The sequence below is a fragment of the Streptomyces silaceus genome (assembly GCF_001419745.1).
GTDB classification, from domain to species: domain Bacteria; phylum Actinomycetota; class Actinomycetes; order Streptomycetales; family Streptomycetaceae; genus Streptomyces; species Streptomyces silaceus.
Genome location: NZ_LIRJ01000250.1, coordinates 1 through 15,476 on the forward strand (window position 1 = coordinate 1; position 15,476 = coordinate 15,476).

General features: G+C 73.1%; 15 protein-coding genes. 9 read left to right on the plus strand and 6 right to left on the minus strand.

Features of this window, described 5'->3' with window-relative positions; genetic code table 11:
- Positions 1-143: 143 nt before the first annotated feature.
- The 4 genes from AOK22_RS23090 to AOK22_RS23105 all read left to right on the plus strand — a co-directional run bounded on the left by AOK22_RS23090 (position 144) and on the right by AOK22_RS23105 (position 4,259).
- Positions 144-1,055 carry a dihydrodipicolinate synthase family protein gene (locus AOK22_RS23090; RefSeq protein ID WP_055700617.1) on the plus strand — a complete coding sequence of 304 codons (912 nt, stop codon included), beginning with the start codon at positions 144-146 and terminating at the stop codon, positions 1,053-1,055.
- Between the two features lie 17 nt (positions 1,056-1,072).
- Positions 1,073-2,077: a proline racemase family protein gene (locus tag AOK22_RS23095; RefSeq protein ID WP_055700618.1), complete on the plus strand. Its 1,005-nt coding sequence runs from the start codon at positions 1,073-1,075 to the stop codon at positions 2,075-2,077.
- Positions 2,074-3,471, plus strand: a complete 1,398-nt coding sequence (locus AOK22_RS23100) for an aldehyde dehydrogenase family protein (RefSeq protein ID WP_055700619.1) — start codon at positions 2,074-2,076, stop codon at positions 3,469-3,471. Before AOK22_RS23095 ends, AOK22_RS23100 begins: the two co-directional genes overlap by 4 nt.
- A 68-nt stretch (positions 3,472-3,539) precedes the next feature.
- On the plus strand, positions 3,540-4,259 hold the full coding sequence (locus AOK22_RS23105) for a GntR family transcriptional regulator (RefSeq protein ID WP_055700620.1): 720 nt from the start codon (positions 3,540-3,542) through the stop codon (positions 4,257-4,259).
- 73 nt (positions 4,260-4,332) lie between these two features.
- On the opposite strand, the gene AOK22_RS23110 is transcribed toward AOK22_RS23105, so the two are convergent.
- Positions 4,333-4,884: a GNAT family N-acetyltransferase gene (locus AOK22_RS23110; RefSeq protein ID WP_055700621.1), complete on the minus strand. Its 552-nt coding sequence runs from the start codon at positions 4,882-4,884 to the stop codon at positions 4,333-4,335.
- Positions 4,885-4,934: 50 nt separating this feature from the next.
- Between AOK22_RS23110 and AOK22_RS23115 the strand changes: the two genes are divergently transcribed.
- The 3 genes from AOK22_RS23115 (at position 4,935) to AOK22_RS23125 (ending at position 7,961) form a co-directional block, all read left to right on the plus strand.
- Positions 4,935-5,519: a TetR/AcrR family transcriptional regulator gene (locus AOK22_RS23115; protein WP_107102010.1), complete on the plus strand. Its 585-nt coding sequence runs from the start codon at positions 4,935-4,937 to the stop codon at positions 5,517-5,519.
- An 89-nt stretch (positions 5,520-5,608) separates the two neighbouring features.
- Positions 5,609-6,232: a TetR/AcrR family transcriptional regulator gene (locus AOK22_RS23120; RefSeq protein WP_055700623.1), complete on the plus strand. Its 624-nt coding sequence runs from the start codon at positions 5,609-5,611 to the stop codon at positions 6,230-6,232.
- A 34-nt stretch (positions 6,233-6,266) separates the two neighbouring features.
- Positions 6,267-7,961 (plus strand): acyl-CoA dehydrogenase family protein, encoded by a 1,695-nt coding sequence (locus tag AOK22_RS23125; RefSeq protein WP_079036760.1) that lies wholly within the window; start codon positions 6,267-6,269, stop codon positions 7,959-7,961.
- A gap of 52 nt (positions 7,962-8,013) precedes the next feature.
- On the opposite strand, the gene AOK22_RS23130 is transcribed toward AOK22_RS23125, so the two are convergent.
- The 3 genes from AOK22_RS23130 to AOK22_RS23140 all read right to left on the minus strand — a co-directional run bounded on the left by AOK22_RS23130 (position 8,014) and on the right by AOK22_RS23140 (position 10,958).
- On the minus strand, positions 8,014-9,555 hold the full coding sequence (locus tag AOK22_RS23130; RefSeq protein ID WP_055700624.1) for an AMP-binding protein: 1,542 nt from the start codon (positions 9,553-9,555) through the stop codon (positions 8,014-8,016).
- A 153-nt stretch (positions 9,556-9,708) separates the two neighbouring features.
- Positions 9,709-10,239: a GNAT family N-acetyltransferase gene (locus AOK22_RS23135; protein ID WP_055700628.1), complete on the minus strand. Its 531-nt coding sequence runs from the start codon at positions 10,237-10,239 to the stop codon at positions 9,709-9,711.
- Positions 10,236-10,958 (minus strand): TetR/AcrR family transcriptional regulator, encoded by a 723-nt coding sequence (locus AOK22_RS23140; RefSeq protein ID WP_055700625.1) that lies wholly within the window; start codon positions 10,956-10,958, stop codon positions 10,236-10,238. The genes AOK22_RS23135 and AOK22_RS23140 overlap by 4 nt, the downstream gene beginning before the upstream one ends.
- Positions 10,959-11,115: 157 nt before the next feature.
- Here AOK22_RS23140 and AOK22_RS23145 point away from each other — a divergent pair, with 157 nt between their 5' ends.
- Positions 11,116-11,823, plus strand: a complete 708-nt coding sequence (locus AOK22_RS23145; protein WP_055700626.1) for an NAD(P)-dependent oxidoreductase — start codon at positions 11,116-11,118, stop codon at positions 11,821-11,823.
- Positions 11,824-11,851: 28 nt separating this feature from the next.
- Here AOK22_RS23145 and AOK22_RS23150 read toward each other — a convergent pair whose 3' ends face one another.
- Positions 11,852-12,397: a PadR family transcriptional regulator gene (locus tag AOK22_RS23150; RefSeq protein WP_055700629.1), complete on the minus strand. Its 546-nt coding sequence runs from the start codon at positions 12,395-12,397 to the stop codon at positions 11,852-11,854.
- 124 nt (positions 12,398-12,521) lie between these two features.
- Between AOK22_RS23150 and AOK22_RS23155 the strand changes: the two genes are divergently transcribed.
- Positions 12,522-13,913 carry an MATE family efflux transporter gene (locus AOK22_RS23155; protein WP_079036761.1) on the plus strand — a complete coding sequence of 464 codons (1,392 nt, stop codon included), beginning with the start codon at positions 12,522-12,524 and terminating at the stop codon, positions 13,911-13,913.
- Positions 13,914-13,968: 55 nt separating this feature from the next.
- On the opposite strand, the gene AOK22_RS23160 is transcribed toward AOK22_RS23155, so the two are convergent.
- Positions 13,969-15,408, minus strand: coding sequence for a cytochrome P450 (locus AOK22_RS23160; protein WP_063795314.1), 1,440 nt, complete (start codon positions 15,406-15,408; stop codon positions 13,969-13,971).
- Positions 15,409-15,476: the final 68 nt, after the last annotated feature.

The following is a 15,476-nucleotide window of genomic DNA, read 5'->3' on the forward strand; positions in this document are numbered from 1 at the left end:
CCCCTTCGCCGCCCCGGTCCCCCTGTCCGTGCTGGCCGCGCTCCCCGCGGAGCCCGAGCCGCCCTCCGAGCCCGACACGTCCGCCGGCCCGTCCTGACCTCCGCACGTCCCCGTTCGACCACCACCGCACCCTTGGAGCACTCATGAACAGCAATGCCTCCTGGAGCACCGCCCGCCCGTGGCGCGGCATCATGGTCGCCACCGCGCTGCCTCTGCGCGACGACCTCTCGATCGACTACGACGCCTACGCCGACCACGTGCGCTTCCTCATCGACGGCGGCTGCGACGGCGTCGTCCCGAACGGCTCGCTCGGCGAGTACCAGACGCTGACCCACGAGGAGCGCGTCCGCGTGATGCGGACCGCGGTCGAGGCGGCGGGCGACGGCGCCCGTGTCATGCCGGGCGTCGCCGCGTACGGCAGCGCGGAGTCCGCGCGCTGGACCGAGCTGGCGGCCGAGGCGGGCTGCGGCAGCGTGCTCCTGCTGCCGCCGAACGCGTACCGGGCCGACCACGCGGCGGTGCGCGCCCACTACGCCGAGGTCGCCTCGGTGGGCCTGCCGGTGGTCGCGTACAACAACCCGATCGACACCAAGGTCGACCTGGCGCCCCCGCTCCTGGCCGAGCTGCACGCGGCCGGGCACGTCGTGGCCGTCAAGGAGTTCAGCGGCGATGTCCGCCGGGCCTATGAACTGGCCGAGCTGGCGCCCGAGCTGGATCTGCTGGTCGGCGCCGACGACGTGCTGCTCGAACTCGCCGTCGCGGGCGCGGTGGGCTGGGTGGCCGGCTACCCGAACGCCTACCCCGTCTCGTGCGCCGAGCTGTACCGCGCGGCGACCTCCGGCGATCTGGAGCGGGCTCTGCCCCTGTACAAGTCGCTGCACTCGCTGCTGCGCTGGGACTCCAAGATCGAGTTCGTGCAGGCCATCAAGGTGTCCATGGACCTCGCCGGGCGCCACGGCGGTCCGACCCGCCCGCCGCGGCTGCCCCTGACGGGGGCGGCGGAGCAGGCGGTGCGGTCCGCGTCCGAGAAGGCCGTCGCCGACGGCCACCACTGAGGGGAGGCCATCACACGATGCGTACGCGCCACGTCTTCCACGCCGTCGACTCCCACACCGAGGGAATGCCGACGCGGGTCGTCACCGGTGGCGTCGGGGTGATCCCCGGGGCCACGATGGCCGAGCGTCGGCTGCACTTCATGGAGCACTCGGACCATCTCCGCACGCTCCTCATGCACGAACCGCGCGGCCACTCCGCGATGAGCGGCGCGATCCTCCAGCCGCCCACGCGCCCCGAGGCCGACTACGGCGTCCTGTACATCGAGGTCTCCGGCCTGCTGCCGATGTGCGGGCACGGCACGATCGGGGTGGCCACCGTCCTCGTGGAGACGGGGATGGTCGCGGTGACCGAGCCCGTCACGCGGGTCACCCTGGACACTCCGGCGGGCCTGGTCGCCGTCGACGTCCACGTCTCCGACGGCGTCGCCGAGTCGGCGTCCTTCACCAATGTGCCCGCGTTCTGCGTGGGCCTGGACCACAAGGTGGCGGTGCCGGGCCTCGGGACGGTCACGTACGACCTCGCGTTCGGCGGAAACTTCTACGCGTTCGTCGAACTCGACGCCCTGGGGCTGCCGTTCGAGCTCGGCCGCAGGGACGAGCTCCTTGCGGCGGGTCTCGCGATCATGGAGGCCGTCAACGCCTCACCGGACCGTCCCGTGCACCCGGACAAACCCGAGATCGCCGGGCTCAAGCACGTCCATCTGACGGCCCCCGGCTCCGACGCGCACCACTCGCGGCACGCGATGGCCATCCACCCCGGCTGGTTCGACCGCTCGCCGTGCGGCACCGGCACCTCCGCGCGCATGGCGCAGCTGCACGCGCGCGGTGAGCTGCCGCTGGGCCGCGACTTCGTCAACGAGTCCTTCATCGGGACCCGGTTCACCGGCCGCCTCATCGAGGAGACGACGGTCGGCGGGGCCCTTGCGGTCGTCCCCCGCGTGACCGGGCGCGCCTGGATCACAGGCACCGCCCAGTACTTCCTCGACCCCGACGATCCCTTCCCCGAAGGATTCCTCCTGTGAACACAGCCCACTCCACGGTCGTCTCGCGCAATCCGGCGGACCCGTCCGACGTCGTCGTGGAGACAACCCTGTCCGGCGCCTTCGCCACCGTCTCCGCGGTCGAGGAGGCCCGTGGCGCCCAGGCCGGCTGGTCGGACGGCGGCGCGGCCGCGCGGGCCGCCGCCCTCGGCGCGGTCGCGGACGGCATCGAGGCCGCCGCGGGGGAACTGGCCGCGCTCGCCGTGCGCGAGGTGGGCAAGCCGGTGGCCGAGGCCCGCGCCGAGGTGGCGCGGTCCGTCGCGATCTGGCGGTACTACGCCCAGGCGCCCTACGACGCGATCGGCTCCGTCCACGAGGCGGCCGCCGGGGCGGGACTGCTGATCACCCGCCGCAGACCGCATGGGGTCGCAGGCCTGATCACGCCGTGGAACTTCCCCTACGCCATTCCCAGTTGGAAGGCGGCACCGGCCCTCGCGGCGGGCAACTCGGTCGTCCTCAAGCCCGCGCCGGAGGCCACGGCGTGCGCACTGCGGCTCGCCGAGATCGTCCAGCACGCGCTGCCCGCCCGGGTGTTCACCGTCGTCCCCGGTGGGGCGGGCGAGGGCGAGGCGGTCGTGTCGACCGCGGACGTCGTGTCCTTCACCGGGTCCACGCTCGCGGGCCGCACGGTCGCCCGCGCCGCCATGGCGCGGGGAGTTCCCGTCCAGGCCGAGATGGGCGGGCTCAACGCGGCCGTCGTGCTGCCCGACGCGGACATGGCCCAGGCGGCCGCGCACATCGCGGGTGCACTGGCCGGTTACGCGGGCCAGAAGTGCACCGCCACCAGCAGAGTGATCGCCGTGGGCGCCGCGTACGACCCGTTGCGGGAGGCTCTCGTGGCGGCCCTGCGGGACCTGCGCGTGGGCGATCCGTCCGACCCGTCGACGGTGTGCGGCCCGCTCATCGGCGAGGCGGCCCGCGAGCGGGTGCGCCGGGCACGGGCCGGGCTGCCCGACGTGGCGGAGGCACCCGTGCCCGACGGCGACAGCGGCTGGTACACGGCACCGGCCCTCGTGGAGAAGGTCCCGCACGAACACCCGCTGCTGCGCGAAGAGGTCTTCGGGCCGCTTGCCGCGCTGCTGCCCGCCGACGACCTGGAGCACGCGGTGCGGATCACCAACTCCGTGCCGTACGGCCTCGTCACGTCCGTGCACACCGCATCGCTCGACCGCGCCCTGCACGGCCTGGACCGGTTGGACACCGGCATGATCCGCGTCAACGCCCCGACGACCGGCGTCGACTTCCATCTGCCCTTCGGAGGCGCCAAGGATTCGAGCATCGGACCACGCGAACAGGGCCGCGCCGCCCTGGAGTTCTACACCGCGGGCCGTACCTATACGTTGTCTCCTGCACGCCCACCTGCAAAGACAACGTGACATTGTACGCTGGTGATCCGCTCGGCCACGAGGGCGCGGGGCGCAGGCACGAAGGGAACACCACCGCCATGGGCCACCTGTCTCAGCGCGACCTCATCACGACCCGGGAGCGTCTGCGCGACCAGGTGGCGAACGCCCTGCGGGCGGCCCTGATCTCCGGTGAACTCAAGCCGGGCGAGGTCTACTCCGCGCCCGCGCTCGCCGAGGACCTCGGGGTCTCGGCGACCCCGGTGCGCGAGGCGATGCTCGACCTGGCCCGCGAGGGCATGGTCGAGCCCGTCCGCAACAAGGGCTTCCGGGTCACGGAGGTCAACGAACGCGACCTCGACCAGTACACGGAGATCCGCGCCCTCATCGAGGTCCCCATGATCGGCCTGGTCACCCGGACCGCCGCCCGCGAGGACCTGGAGGCGCTGCGCCCGGTCGCCGAGGAGATCGTGCGGGCCGCCCGCGCGCACGACCTGATCGCCTATCTGGAGGCCGACCGGCGGTTCCACCTCTCGCTGCTGGCGCTGTCCGGCAACGACCGTCTCGTGGAGACCGTCGGCGATCTGCGCAAGCGCTCGCGGCTGTACGGCCTGACCGGTCTGGACGAGCGCGGCGAACTGCTGCCGTCGGCCGAGGAGCACCTGGAGCTCCTCGACCTGATGCTGGCCGGGGACGCCAAGGGCGCCGAGAAGTGCATGTCCCGCCACCTGGGACACGTACGCACGCTGTGGGCACAGGGCGACCAGGACAAGGCGCCGGCCAAGGGTGCCCGCAAGCGGCAGCTCGGCGCGGCGCGCTGAGGCGGTCCGCCACGTCGGGCCGACCGCCCTTCGCACCCGAACTCCTCACTCCTGACGGCTCACTGAGTGGCCGTCAGGAGTGATCGGTCTTCCACTCGTGGGCGAGTACCGCCCACACCTGCTTGTCGTACCGTGCCCCCTCGAACGGCCAGGCCTCGCGCCGCACGCCTTCGAGCGTCATGCCGAGCCGCTCGGCGACCGCGGAGCTGCGGTCGTTGTCGGCGCGGCAGTGCCACTCCGCGCGATGCATCCCGCGTACGGTGAACGCCCAGTCCAGCAGGGTGCGGCACGCCTTCGTCACCAGGCCGTGCCCCTCGCCGCCCGGCTCGGTCCAGCAGCCGACCTCGCAGACGCCCATGGCGGCGTCGAAGTCCGTGAACATGACGCCGCCGACCAGCGTGCCGTCGCGCCAGATGCCGTAGAGGCGGCCGCCGTCCGCGGCCTGGCGCTCGCCGTACCGGCGCAGCGTGCCGCGCGCGCCGTCGACGCCCTCGGTGACGAACCCCGCCCCGACCCACGGCCTGATGTGCTCGCGCGCCCGGTCCAGATGGGCGGCGAACTCTTCGGCGTGCCAGGACTCCAGCGGGCGCAGACAGGCGTCGTCCCGCAGCGGCAAGGAGAACAAGGTGACCCCACATTCACACAACACTTGTTATGACTATGTACGGTAGCAGCATGCCACGTACCAAGGGTGATCACGAGGCGCGTCGTCGCGACGTCTCGGAGGCGGTCTGGCGGGTGATGGCCACGCGCGGCTTCGGCGGGCTGACCCTGCGGGCCGTCGCCGCCGAGCTCGACGCCACCACCGGCCTGCTCACGCACTACTTCCCCACCAAGCGCGACCTGGTCCGGTACGCGCTCGACCTGCTGGCCGAGCGCACCGCCGCCCGCCCCCGGCCCACCGGCGCGGACGGCCTGTCCGCCGTACGGGCCGCCCTGCTCGGCATCCTGCCGCTGACCGCCGAGGCCGCCGCGAGCAACCGCATCTGGGTCTCCTCCTGGGACACCGCGCTCGCGGACCCGGCGCTGAGCGACGACTACGCGGGCAAGTACGCGCAGAGCAGGGCGAAGCTGCGGGACCTGGTCGCCACGGCCCAGCGGCTCGGCGAGCTGCCCGCCGGCGACCCGGAGCGCATCGCCGCCGGCGCCCAGTCCTTCGCGCTCGGCCTCGTCGTCCAGTCCCTGTTCGCCCCGGAGACCTTCACGCCCCAGCACCAGGCGGAGCTGCTGGACGACTACCTGACGTCACTGGCCGGGTGACGGCACCGCCGGCCGCCCTCGCGCCGACGGACGTCATCGGCCGGGCCGTGACCCTGGTGCGATGATCTGAATGGTGGTTCACTTCTTGCATGGCCTACCGCAAGACCCCTGCCGAGCTCCAGCGCCTCGAAGCCACCCGGGAGCGTCTCGTCGCCCGCGCGACCGAGGTCGTCGCCGAGGTGGGCTGGGCCCAGGCGTCGGTGACCGCGGTCGCGGACTCGGCCGGGATCGCGGCCGGTTCGGTGTACCAGCACTTCCCGTCCAAGGCGGCCCTCGCCGTCGAGGTGTTCCGGCGCGCCGCCGGACGTGAGGTCGCGGTGCTGGACGAGGTCTTGCACGGCCCCGGCACCCCGGTCGAGCGGATCGGCCGCGGCATCGAGGTCTTCGCGCGCCGCGCCCTGGAGAACTGCGGCCTGGCCTACGCGCTGCTCGCCGCCCCCGCCGAGCCCGCGGTGGGTGCCGAGCGGCTGGAGTTCCGGCGCCGCTACCGGGCGCTGTTCGCCGAGGTCGTCCGCGAGGGCATGGCGACGGGGCTGCTGCCCGACCAGGACGGCGAGATCACCGCGGCGGCGCTCACCGGCGCGATCGGCGAGGTCCTCGTCGACCCGCTCGGCGGCCCCGGCGCCGACACCGCCGACGGACGCACCACCGACGAGCTGCTCGCCGAACTGACCGCCATGGCGCTGCGCTGTGCGGGCGCGCCGCCCGCCTGACCGCCGCCCGACCGCCCCTCTCGGAGGAGACCCCATGACCGCGACGTCCGCGACTCCCGCACCGCAAGCGCCTCTCGCGCCCCCCGCGCCGGCCGGCCGCCCCACCGCCGAGACCCACGAAGTGACCAACCAGGCACCGCCGTTGACGGGTCACGACGTCGCCGACGACCCGGTCCTCATCGAGGGAGTCCGCCGCGAGGGCGCCGCCTGGTGCCTGGACGACCTGCACCGGATAGGCCGCCGCACGGGCAGCGAGGAGGTCCAGCGCTGGGCCGACGAGGCCAACCGTCACGAGCCGGAGCTGCGCACCCACGACCGCTACGGCCACCGGGTCGACGAGGTCGACTTCCACCCGGCGTACCACGCGCTGATGGACGTGGCGATCAGCGAGGGGCTCGCGGGCAGCGCCTGGGCGGACGACCGGGCCGGCGCGCATGTGGCGCGCGCCGCCGGGTTCATGGTGTGGAGCAGCGCCGAGTCCGGCCACGGCTGCCCCGTCTCGATGACGTACGCCGTGGTCCCCGCCCTGCGCCACTCCCCCGACCTGGCCAGGACGTACGAACCGCTGCTCACCAGCCGCGTCTACGACCCCGGGCTGCGCGCCCCCGCCGACAAGCGCGGTCTGCTCGCCGGGATGGGCATGACGGAGAAGCAGGGCGGCACCGACGTGCGCGCCAACACCACCACCGCCGTCGAACAGGCCGACGACACCTGGCGGTTGCGGGGGCACAAGTGGTTCACCAGCGCGCCGATGAACGACCTCTTCCTGGTCCTGGCGCAGGCACCGGGCGGACTCTCCTGTTTCCTCGTGCCGCGCGTGCTGCCCGACGGCAGCCGCAACACCTTCCGCATCCAGCGGCTCAAGGACAAGCTCGGCAACCGCTCCAACGCCAGCAGCGAGCCCGAGTTCGACGACACGGTCGCCTGGCTCGTCGGCGCCGAGGGCAAGGGCGTGCGGACCATCATCGACATGGTGACCATGACGCGGCTCGACTGCGTGCTCGGCTCCGCCGCCGGTACCCGTGCGGCGCTCGCCCAGGCCGCCCACCACGCGCGTCACCGTTCGGTGTTCGGCGCCAAGCTGATCGACCAGCCGCTGATGCGCAACGTGCTCGCCGATCTCGGTCTGGAGTCCGAGGCCGCGACCACGCTCGCGCTGCGCCTCGCGGGCGCCGCCGACCGGGCCCAGCGCGGTGACGACGGGGAGCGGGCCTTCCTCCGGCTGGCCACGGCCGTCGGCAAGTACTGGGTGTGCAAGCGGCAGCCCGCGGCGGTGGCCGAGGCGCTGGAGTGCCTCGGCGGCAACGGCTACGACGAGGCGTCCGGCATGCCCCGCCTCTACCGCGACGCGCCCCTCAACGGCATCTGGGAGGGGTCCGGCAACGTCAACGCCCTCGACATGCTGCGGGCCCTGGCGCGTGAGCCCGCGTCGCTGGAGGCGTTCCGCGCGGAGATCGAGGCGGCCGCCGGCGCCGACCGCCGGCTGGACGCCGCCTGGCGGGAGTTGAGCGGTGAGCTGGTACTGACCGAGGACGCGCCGCTGCGGGCCCGCCGGGTGATCGAGCGTGCGGCGCTGGTGCTCCAGGGCGCGCTGCTCGTGCGGCACGCGCCGGCCGCGGTGGCCGACGCGTTCTGCGCCTCGCGCCTCGCCGGGGACCAGGGGCTCGCCTTCGGGACGCTGCCGCCCGGCAGCGACTTCGCGGCGCTGCTCGGGCGGCTGCCCGTCTGAAGTCCGCGCGCCGGGCCGTCCCGCGAGGGCGCGGCGGCGGGCCGGCGCGGGGTCAGTTCACGCCCCGGCTCCGTCCCGCCCAGTACGGCTCCCGCAGCTTGAACTTCTGGATCTTGCCGGTGGCCGTGCGCGGGATGGCGTCGCGGAACTCGACACTCGTCGGCGCCTTGTAGCCGGCGATCCGCTCCTTGCAGTGGGCGATGATGTCCGCCTCCCCGGCGCTCGCGCCCTCCGCGAGGACCACCAGGGCCTTGACCGTCTCGCCCCACTTCCCGTGCGGCACGCCGATGACGGCGACCTCGGCGACCGCCGGGTGGCTGAAGATCGTGTCCTCCACCTCGATCGACGAGACGTTCTCGCCGCCGGTGATGATGACGTCCTTCTTGCGGTCGGAGATGGTCAGGCGGCCGTCCGTCTCGTCGAGCGTGCCGCCGTCCCCGGTGTGGAACCAGCCGTCCTCCAGGGCGGCCTCGGTCTCCTCGGGCTTCTCCCAGTAGCCGTCGAGGACGACGTTCGAGCGGGCCAGGACCTCGCCCGCGTCGGAGACCTTCAGCGTGACCCCGAGCGCGGGAAGCCCCGCACGGGAGAGCTTGCGCGCCCGCTCCTCGGCGGGCAGGTCGGCGTCGGCGGCCCGGGTCCGGTTGAAGGTCAGCAGCGGCGACGTCTCGGTGAGGCCGTAGATCTGGGTGAACTCCCAGCCCAGTTCGGCCTCCACGCGCTGGATCATGCGGCTCGGCGGCGGGGCGCCCGCGCAGACGATCCGTACGCGGTCACGGCCCGGCACCTCGCCCTGCCAGGCCGTCGCCGCGTCGAGCACCGCGTTCCACACCGCGGGAGCGCCGCACATCAGCGTGACGCCGTGCTCGTCCACGCGGCGCAGGATCTCCGTGCCGTCGACCTTGCGGAGCACGATCTGCTGCGCGCCGAGCCCGGCCATCGCGTACGGCATGCCCCAGCCGTTGCAGTGGAACATCGGCAACGTGTGCAGGTAGACGTCGCGCTCCCACGCGCGGGTGTGGAGACCGAAGGTCAGCGCGTTGACCCAGATGTTGCGGTGGGTGAGCTGAACTCCCTTGGGGCGGGCGGTCGTTCCCGAGGTGTAGTTGATCGTCGCGGTGGCGTCCTCGTCCGGGTGCGCCCAGGGTCGCGGCTCGACGCCGAAGCGCATCAGCTCGGTCTCGGTCCGCTCGCCGAGGACGAAGCGGTGGCGCGCCTTGACGCCGGACAGCGCGTCGTCCAGCTCCGGGTCGACGAGCAGCACCGAGGCGCCGCTCTGCCGCACCACGTACTCGACTTCCTCGGGGGACAGCCGGAAGTTGACCGGCACGCAGATGCGGCCGCTCATCGGCACGGCGAACAACAGCTCAAGGAGGCGGGCGGAGTTGGGGCTGACGACCGCGACGCGCTCGCCCTCGCCGACGCCCAGCGCGTCGAACCCCGCCTGCCAGGCCCTGACCCGCTCGCCGAGGCGTCCGTACGTCGACTCCGGGACCGCCGGTCCCGGCTGCAGCGGCTCGTCGATCACGCCGGAATCGGCGGCGAAGCCCAGCTCCGCCCGGTCGAGGAAGTCCATGACCGTCATCGGTGTCCGCATCGCTCTCCCCTGTTGTGTGGTGTTGTCCGAAACCGCCGCTGGGCCGGGTCGGCCGTCGTCCGGTACTACCGTGCCCCATGCCGGCGACGGTCAGACGGTCGAACGCCAGGGAAATCCGTGGAGGGAACGCTCCCCGACTCGGCCCTTGGGGTGTCAGTCCACCCGCTGTGCCAGCACCTGGCCCGGCCACTGTCCGGAGAGGAAGCGGTCGGTGGGCGTGAAGCCGTTCCGCTCGTAGAACGCGACCAGTTCGCCTCCGCCGCCCGCCCAGCAGTCGACCCGCAGCAGCCGCACGCCGGCCCGACGGGTCTCCTCGACGGCGTGGGCCAGGAGTGCCGCCCCGACGCCCAGGCCGGCGTGCCGGCGGTCGGAGACCAGCAGCCGGACGTACCGCTCGGGTTCCCCGGCGGGCGCGATCGGCATCCGTGGGCTCGGGCCGTGGTCCAGGACCAGGGCGCCGACCGGCGTGCCGTCCAGTTCCGCGATGTAGGGGTCGTTGTCGGTCGTGTACCGCTCGACGCGCGACGGCCCGTCCGGTGTGCGCGAGAACGGCGTGGTGCCCCACTGCTCGGTGTTGCCTCGGCCGTTCATCCAGGCCACCGCCGCGTCGAGCATGCCCAGAACGGCCGGGGCGTCCGCCGGGCCGCCCTGCCTGATCCGCAGGTCGCGCGCGGCGCCGGTCATGACGGGCCCCCCGGGCCGATGCCCCACACCCGGATGAGCTGGGTGAGTTCCGCGTGGAAGAGCTTGTCCGGGCTCTTCGTCTGGGTGCGCAGGTGGCCGTAGACCTCCAGCGACACGAGTCCGTGCAGATGGCCCCAGATGCGCAGGGCGAGGGCGACGGCGGCGGGCGGCAGCTCCGGGAAGGCGGTGCGCACCTTGTCGAGGAGTCCGGGGTCGAAGTCCGACCAGTCGAACTCCTCGTCCTCGTAGAGGTGTCCGGCATGGGGCCAGGCGGCGGCCGCGAGTGCGGCGAGGCCCGTGCAGACGCGGCGCGCGGCGTCCGGGGCGGCGCCGCCCTCCGGGGCGCGGTAGCCGGGCACGGGGTCGCCGTAGATCAGCCGGAACCCCTCGGGGGCGGCCAGCGCCCAGGCGCGGAAGGCATCGGCCCAGGCGCGGATGCGGGCGGCCGGGTCGTCGGCGGGAGCGGCCTCCCAGGCGGCGTCCACGGCGTCGGCCAGGGCGGTGTACACGTCCTTGACGAGCGCGGTGACCAGGTCGTCGCGGGTGGCGAAGTAGCCGTAGAGGGCGTTGGCGGTCATGCCCATCTCGCGGGCGATGGCCCGCAGGGTGATGGCGTCGGGGCCGCCCGCGGCCATCAACTTCAGTGCCACGTCCTTGATTTCGGCCGTCGTCTCGGCCCGCAGCCGCTCGCGCCGCGCCGTGCTTCCGGTACTCGCCATTCGATCACTCTACAGCGTCACGTTCACTGACTGCCGTATCGAAACTATACGGCGTGCATTTCACTTCACACCGTATAGTCATGGCCGTGACGTCGCTCGCCGCACCTGCGGCCGAGCCGGCGCCACCCAGCCATGCCCGCATGAACAGGGGAGAACCATGCACATCGGAGTCATCGGAGCCACCGGAACCATCGGCAGCAGGGTCGTCGCCGAGGCGCTCGAACGCGGCCACCGCGTCACGGCGTTCAGCCGCGACGGCGCGCGGGCCGCGGCCGGCGAGCGGCGCGACGGCATCACCTGGGCGAGCCTCGACCTCTTCGACCCGGCGGCCGTCGCCGCCGCCCTGCCCGGCCTCGACGTACTGATCAGCGGATACCAGCCGGGCAACGCGGCCAAGGACTTCACGGACACCGTGACGCGCTCCATCGCCGACCCCACGGTCTACGCCACCGCGGCGCGGTCCCTGCTCAAGGCGCTGGAGAGCCGCCCCAGGACCCGGCTGATCGTGATCGGCGGCGCGGGCAGCCTGGAGGTCGAACCGGGGGTCGTGCACGCCGACTCGGACGAGATCGTCCACCGGAGCCTCGACGGGCTGGGGCTCCCCCGGGAGTACGCGGCGGCGGTGCGCGGCCATCGCGACGCGCTGAACGTCCTGCGTCTGTCGAACCGGCTGTGGACCTACTTCAGCCCCGCCGAGGAGATCTTCCCCGGCGAACGGACCGGCCGTTTCCGGATCGGCGGCGACCAGCAGGTCCTGGACTCCGAGGGACGCAGCCACATCTCGGCGGAGGACGCGGCCGTGGCGCTGGTCGACGAGGTGGAGTCGCCGCGCTTCGTCCAGCGGCGCTTCACGATCGGCTACTGAGCCACCAGCCGCCGGGCGAGCCGCCGCGTCACCGGACTCCCGGGCGGACCGGACCCTCCAGGCCGGCGATCGCCTCGTCCAGCCACGCCTTCTCCTCGACGGTCGTGGCGCGGGCGATGCGGAGCATGCCCTGGCGGAAGAGGTCCGGCGCCTCCTCGGCCCGCACCGGTTCGCCGTCGCGGTAGAAGAAGCTCGACGGGGTGTCGAGGAAGTCCTGCCGGCGCCGCAGGACCGCGGCCTGTTCCGCCCGGTCGGGCAGGTGGCGCAAGAACGCGAGCAGGGTGAAGAAGCGCTGCCCGTCCGTGATCTCGGCGTCCTTGGGATCACGGAGTCTGGCATGCAGGTCGGCGCGCCCGGCATCGGTGAGCGACAGGGTCCTGCGGGGCGCGGCACCGCTGCCGGGTTCGGTTCGCTGGTCGACCAGGCCCGCCTTCACCAGGCGGGTGATCGCCGGATAGAGCGCGCCGTCGCTGACCGGGCGGATGTGGCCGCTCAGGCTCTGGATGCGGGCCTTCAACTCGTATCCGTGCAGGGGCTCCTCGTAGAGGAATCCCAGAATCGACAGCTCCAGCATGTGCCGGACCACCCCTTCCCGCGCCACCCGTCGGACCCTTGCCCGCTCCGCGCCGCCATGTTATCTCTTTTCGCTGTACCTCTAATCGAGGTACAGCGGGAAGCGGTGGTCAGAGGGGGCGGTCATGGGGACGACGGAGCATCAGCACGGCTCGGTGGGGCATCGGCACGCGCTCGCAGCGCGGCGGGACACACCTGCGGCGCACCGGCGCAGGCTCGTGTCACTGGCGTATCCCGTCTACTTCGAGCTGCTCTCGGGAGTCACGGCCGGGGTCATCAACATGATCTGGGTGGCCCGGCTGGGCGGTGCGGCCGTCGCCGCGGTCGCCGTCGCCACGAACGTCGAGAACCTGCTGCTCGGCGTCGTCCTCGTCGCGGGGTCGGGCACGACCGTGCTGGTCGCGCGGGCCAGGGGCGCGCGGGACGGCGCGGCGGTGCGCTCGGCGGTGCGCGGCGGCTGGACCCTGTGGGCCCTCGTCACGCCGGTCGTCGCCGTCGGCGGCTTTCTGTGCCGCGAGCCCCTCGCCCGCCTGGTTCTCGGGGGTGGCGACGGTGCCGAACTCGCCCTCGCCACCGGCTACTTCTCCATCGCCCTGCCGGGGATCGCGGTGTTCTTCGCGACCAACGTCGTCGACGGCATCCTCAAAGGCGCGGGCGACACCCGTACCCCGATGCGGCTCGCGGTGCTCGCGAACGGGCTGATCCTGGTGCTGGACCCCGTGCTCATCCTCGGGTGCGGCCTCGGGGTGCGCGGCGCGGCGATCGCCACGGTGCTGGGCCGCTCGGCGGCGCTCGTCTGCGGCTTCGTCGCGCTGCGCCGCAACGCCGCGCTGCGCCGAGCGGCCGGTGCGGACCCCAGCCGGGGCGGCTCCCTCCTCGCCGACGCCCGCAGGACGGCGGCGACCGGGCTGCCCATGTCGGCCGACTTCGTCGCGCGGATGGCGGGTTCGCTGGCCCTCGTCGCCGTCGTCGCCCGGATCGGCGTCGACGAACTCGCCGCCTACGGCATCGCGACGAAGGCGACGTACGTCGCGACCATGGCCTTCTACGCCGTGCGCCAGGCCGCCGCCATCCACACCGCGCACCTGCTGGGCGCCGGGCGCGACGAACGACGGGCCGTGGGGCGACAGGCGGTCATCGTCGCCGCCGCGCTCGGCCTCACGGCGACGGTGCTCCTGCTCGCCGCCGCCCCGTGGATCATGCGGGCCTTCGGCGGCGAGGGCGAGGTGGCCGGGGCGGGAGCGCTCTACCTCCGCTGCCTGGGACCGTACTTGCTGCTGCTCGCCTGCTTCATCGCGCTGGGCGGAGTGTTCGAGGGCAGCGGCGCCTCCCCCGCCCTCGCGCGCATCACCGCGTGCGGCGTCGTGGCACAACTGGCGCTCGCGTACGCCATGTCGGGCTCGGGCCTCCCGGGCATCTGCGGCGCCATGGCGGTGTCCATGGCGCTGCAGTGCGCGGCGATCGCGGGGCTGTACCGGCGTGCCCCGCGTGCGGAGCACGCTCCTCCACAGCGGTGAACCATCAACAGCGGAAGACCGTCAACGGCGGGAGACCTTCAACGCCGGAAGCCCGTCAACGGCGGGGAACCATCATCAAGTTGTCCGGCTTGACGGTCACCACCGCCTGCGGACGGGGTGCCGAGGAGCCCGGCGCGAGGGTGAGTCCGGGCCGGCTCCGGGTGATCGTGGCGAGCACGATCAGGAGCTCCGTCCAGGCGAAGGCCTCTCCGATGCAGTTGCGGCGGCCGGCTCCGAAGGCGAGGAAGGAGCCGCGGGTGGCCGCGTCGGGGCGCTCGCTCCAGCGGTCGGGGTCGAAGCGGGCCGGGTGCGGGAAGACCGCGGGGTCGTGCTGGTGGAGGTAGGGGCTGTAGACCACGTCCGCGCCCTCGGGTATGCGGTGGCCGCCGAGGGTGAGGGTGCGGGTCGCGGTACGGGTGACCAGCCAGGCGGGCCCGTACTGGCGCATGGACTCCTGCAGGACGGCGCGGGTGTAGGTGAGTTGGTCCAGGTGCTCGTGGCGCAGGGGTCCGTCGCCGCCGCAGACGGTCTTGAGCTCCTCCTGGAGGCGGTGCCGTATCTCGGGGTTCTTGTCGATCTCGTAGAGCGCCCAGGCCAGGGTGGTGCTGGTGGTCTCGATGGCCCCGGTGAGCAGGGTGATGGCCTCGTCCTGGAGCTGGCGCCGGGAGAGGGGCTCGGGCGCCGTGAGCAGGGTGTCGAAGAGTCCGGTGTCCGGGGTGCCGGTGCCCGCGCCGGTGGTGCCGGTGGTGCCGACGTGCGGGCACTGCGCCGCCGCGGCCGGGACCTCGCCCTCACCCACGGCGTCAGCGGAGCCCTTCGCGGGGGCGGACTTCTGGGCGTCCAGGGCCGCCGTGCGATGGTCGATGGCCTGGTCGATGAGGCGGCGCAGCCGCGCCACGCGCTCGGCGTGGGCGCGGTTGGCGGGGAGCGGGAGCCGGTTGACCCAGCCGGGCAGGAGCGTCTGGCGGATGGTGCCCCGCATGATCGGCGGCATGAGCGCGAGGAAGTCGTCCTGCAGATGCGCCGGCAGGTCCGTACCGAACAGGGCGCCCAGGAAGGCCGCGAGGGTCAGCTCCGTCATGTCGGCGAGCGTGTCCCGGGGTTCGTCCTCCGGCCAGGAGTCGACGATCTCCCGCACCTGCTCGATCATCGCGTCGCCACGGGTGGCGATGTGGGCGCGGTTGAACATGGGCTGCATCAGACGGCGGTTCTTCATGTGCGTGTCGCCGTCGGCGACCGTGGCGAGACCGTCGCCGAAGAAGACGCGGAGCGCGTCGATGATGCGCCCGCCCTTAGCGTAGTCGGCGGCACCAGTGACCAGCACCTCCTTGGTGAGGGCCGGATCGGTCACGACATAGGCCGGGGTGCGGGCCAGCTGTATGCGCACCACTGGCCCGTGTTCGCGCAGTGAGTCCATGAACTGCAAGGGGCGTTGCGCGAGCCGGAGGCCGTGCCCGATCAGCGGGAGGGCGCCGGGCGCGAGGGGCGTCGGCACGGAAGCCGTGGAAGCGGAAGCAGAAGTAGAACCAGAAGTGGAAGCAGTGGGGGGAGCGGGGGTGGCAG

Coding starts and splice junctions, on each gene's coding strand:
- AOK22_RS23120 (WP_055700623.1), top strand. CDS start 5,609: ATGGCCTACCGCAAGACCCCTGCCGAGCTCCAGCGCCTCGAAGCCACC.
- AOK22_RS23140 (WP_055700625.1), bottom strand. CDS start 10,958: ATGGCGAGTACCGGAAGCACGGCGCGGCGCGAGCGGCTGCGGGCCGAG.
- AOK22_RS23105 (WP_055700620.1), top strand. CDS start 3,540: ATGGGCCACCTGTCTCAGCGCGACCTCATCACGACCCGGGAGCGTCTG.
- AOK22_RS23145 (WP_055700626.1), top strand. CDS start 11,116: ATGCACATCGGAGTCATCGGAGCCACCGGAACCATCGGCAGCAGGGTC.
- AOK22_RS23150 (WP_055700629.1), bottom strand. CDS start 12,397: ATGCTGGAGCTGTCGATTCTGGGATTCCTCTACGAGGAGCCCCTGCAC.
- AOK22_RS23130 (WP_055700624.1), bottom strand. CDS start 9,555: ATGCGGACACCGATGACGGTCATGGACTTCCTCGACCGGGCGGAGCTG.
- AOK22_RS23115 (WP_107102010.1), top strand. CDS start 4,935: ATGCCACGTACCAAGGGTGATCACGAGGCGCGTCGTCGCGACGTCTCG.
- AOK22_RS23095 (WP_055700618.1), top strand. CDS start 1,073: ATGCGTACGCGCCACGTCTTCCACGCCGTCGACTCCCACACCGAGGGA.
- AOK22_RS23155 (WP_079036761.1), top strand. CDS start 12,522: ATGGGGACGACGGAGCATCAGCACGGCTCGGTGGGGCATCGGCACGCG.
- AOK22_RS23125 (WP_079036760.1), top strand. CDS start 6,267: ATGACCGCGACGTCCGCGACTCCCGCACCGCAAGCGCCTCTCGCGCCC.
- AOK22_RS23090 (WP_055700617.1), top strand. CDS start 144: ATGAACAGCAATGCCTCCTGGAGCACCGCCCGCCCGTGGCGCGGCATC.
- AOK22_RS23135 (WP_055700628.1), bottom strand. CDS start 10,239: ATGACCGGCGCCGCGCGCGACCTGCGGATCAGGCAGGGCGGCCCGGCG.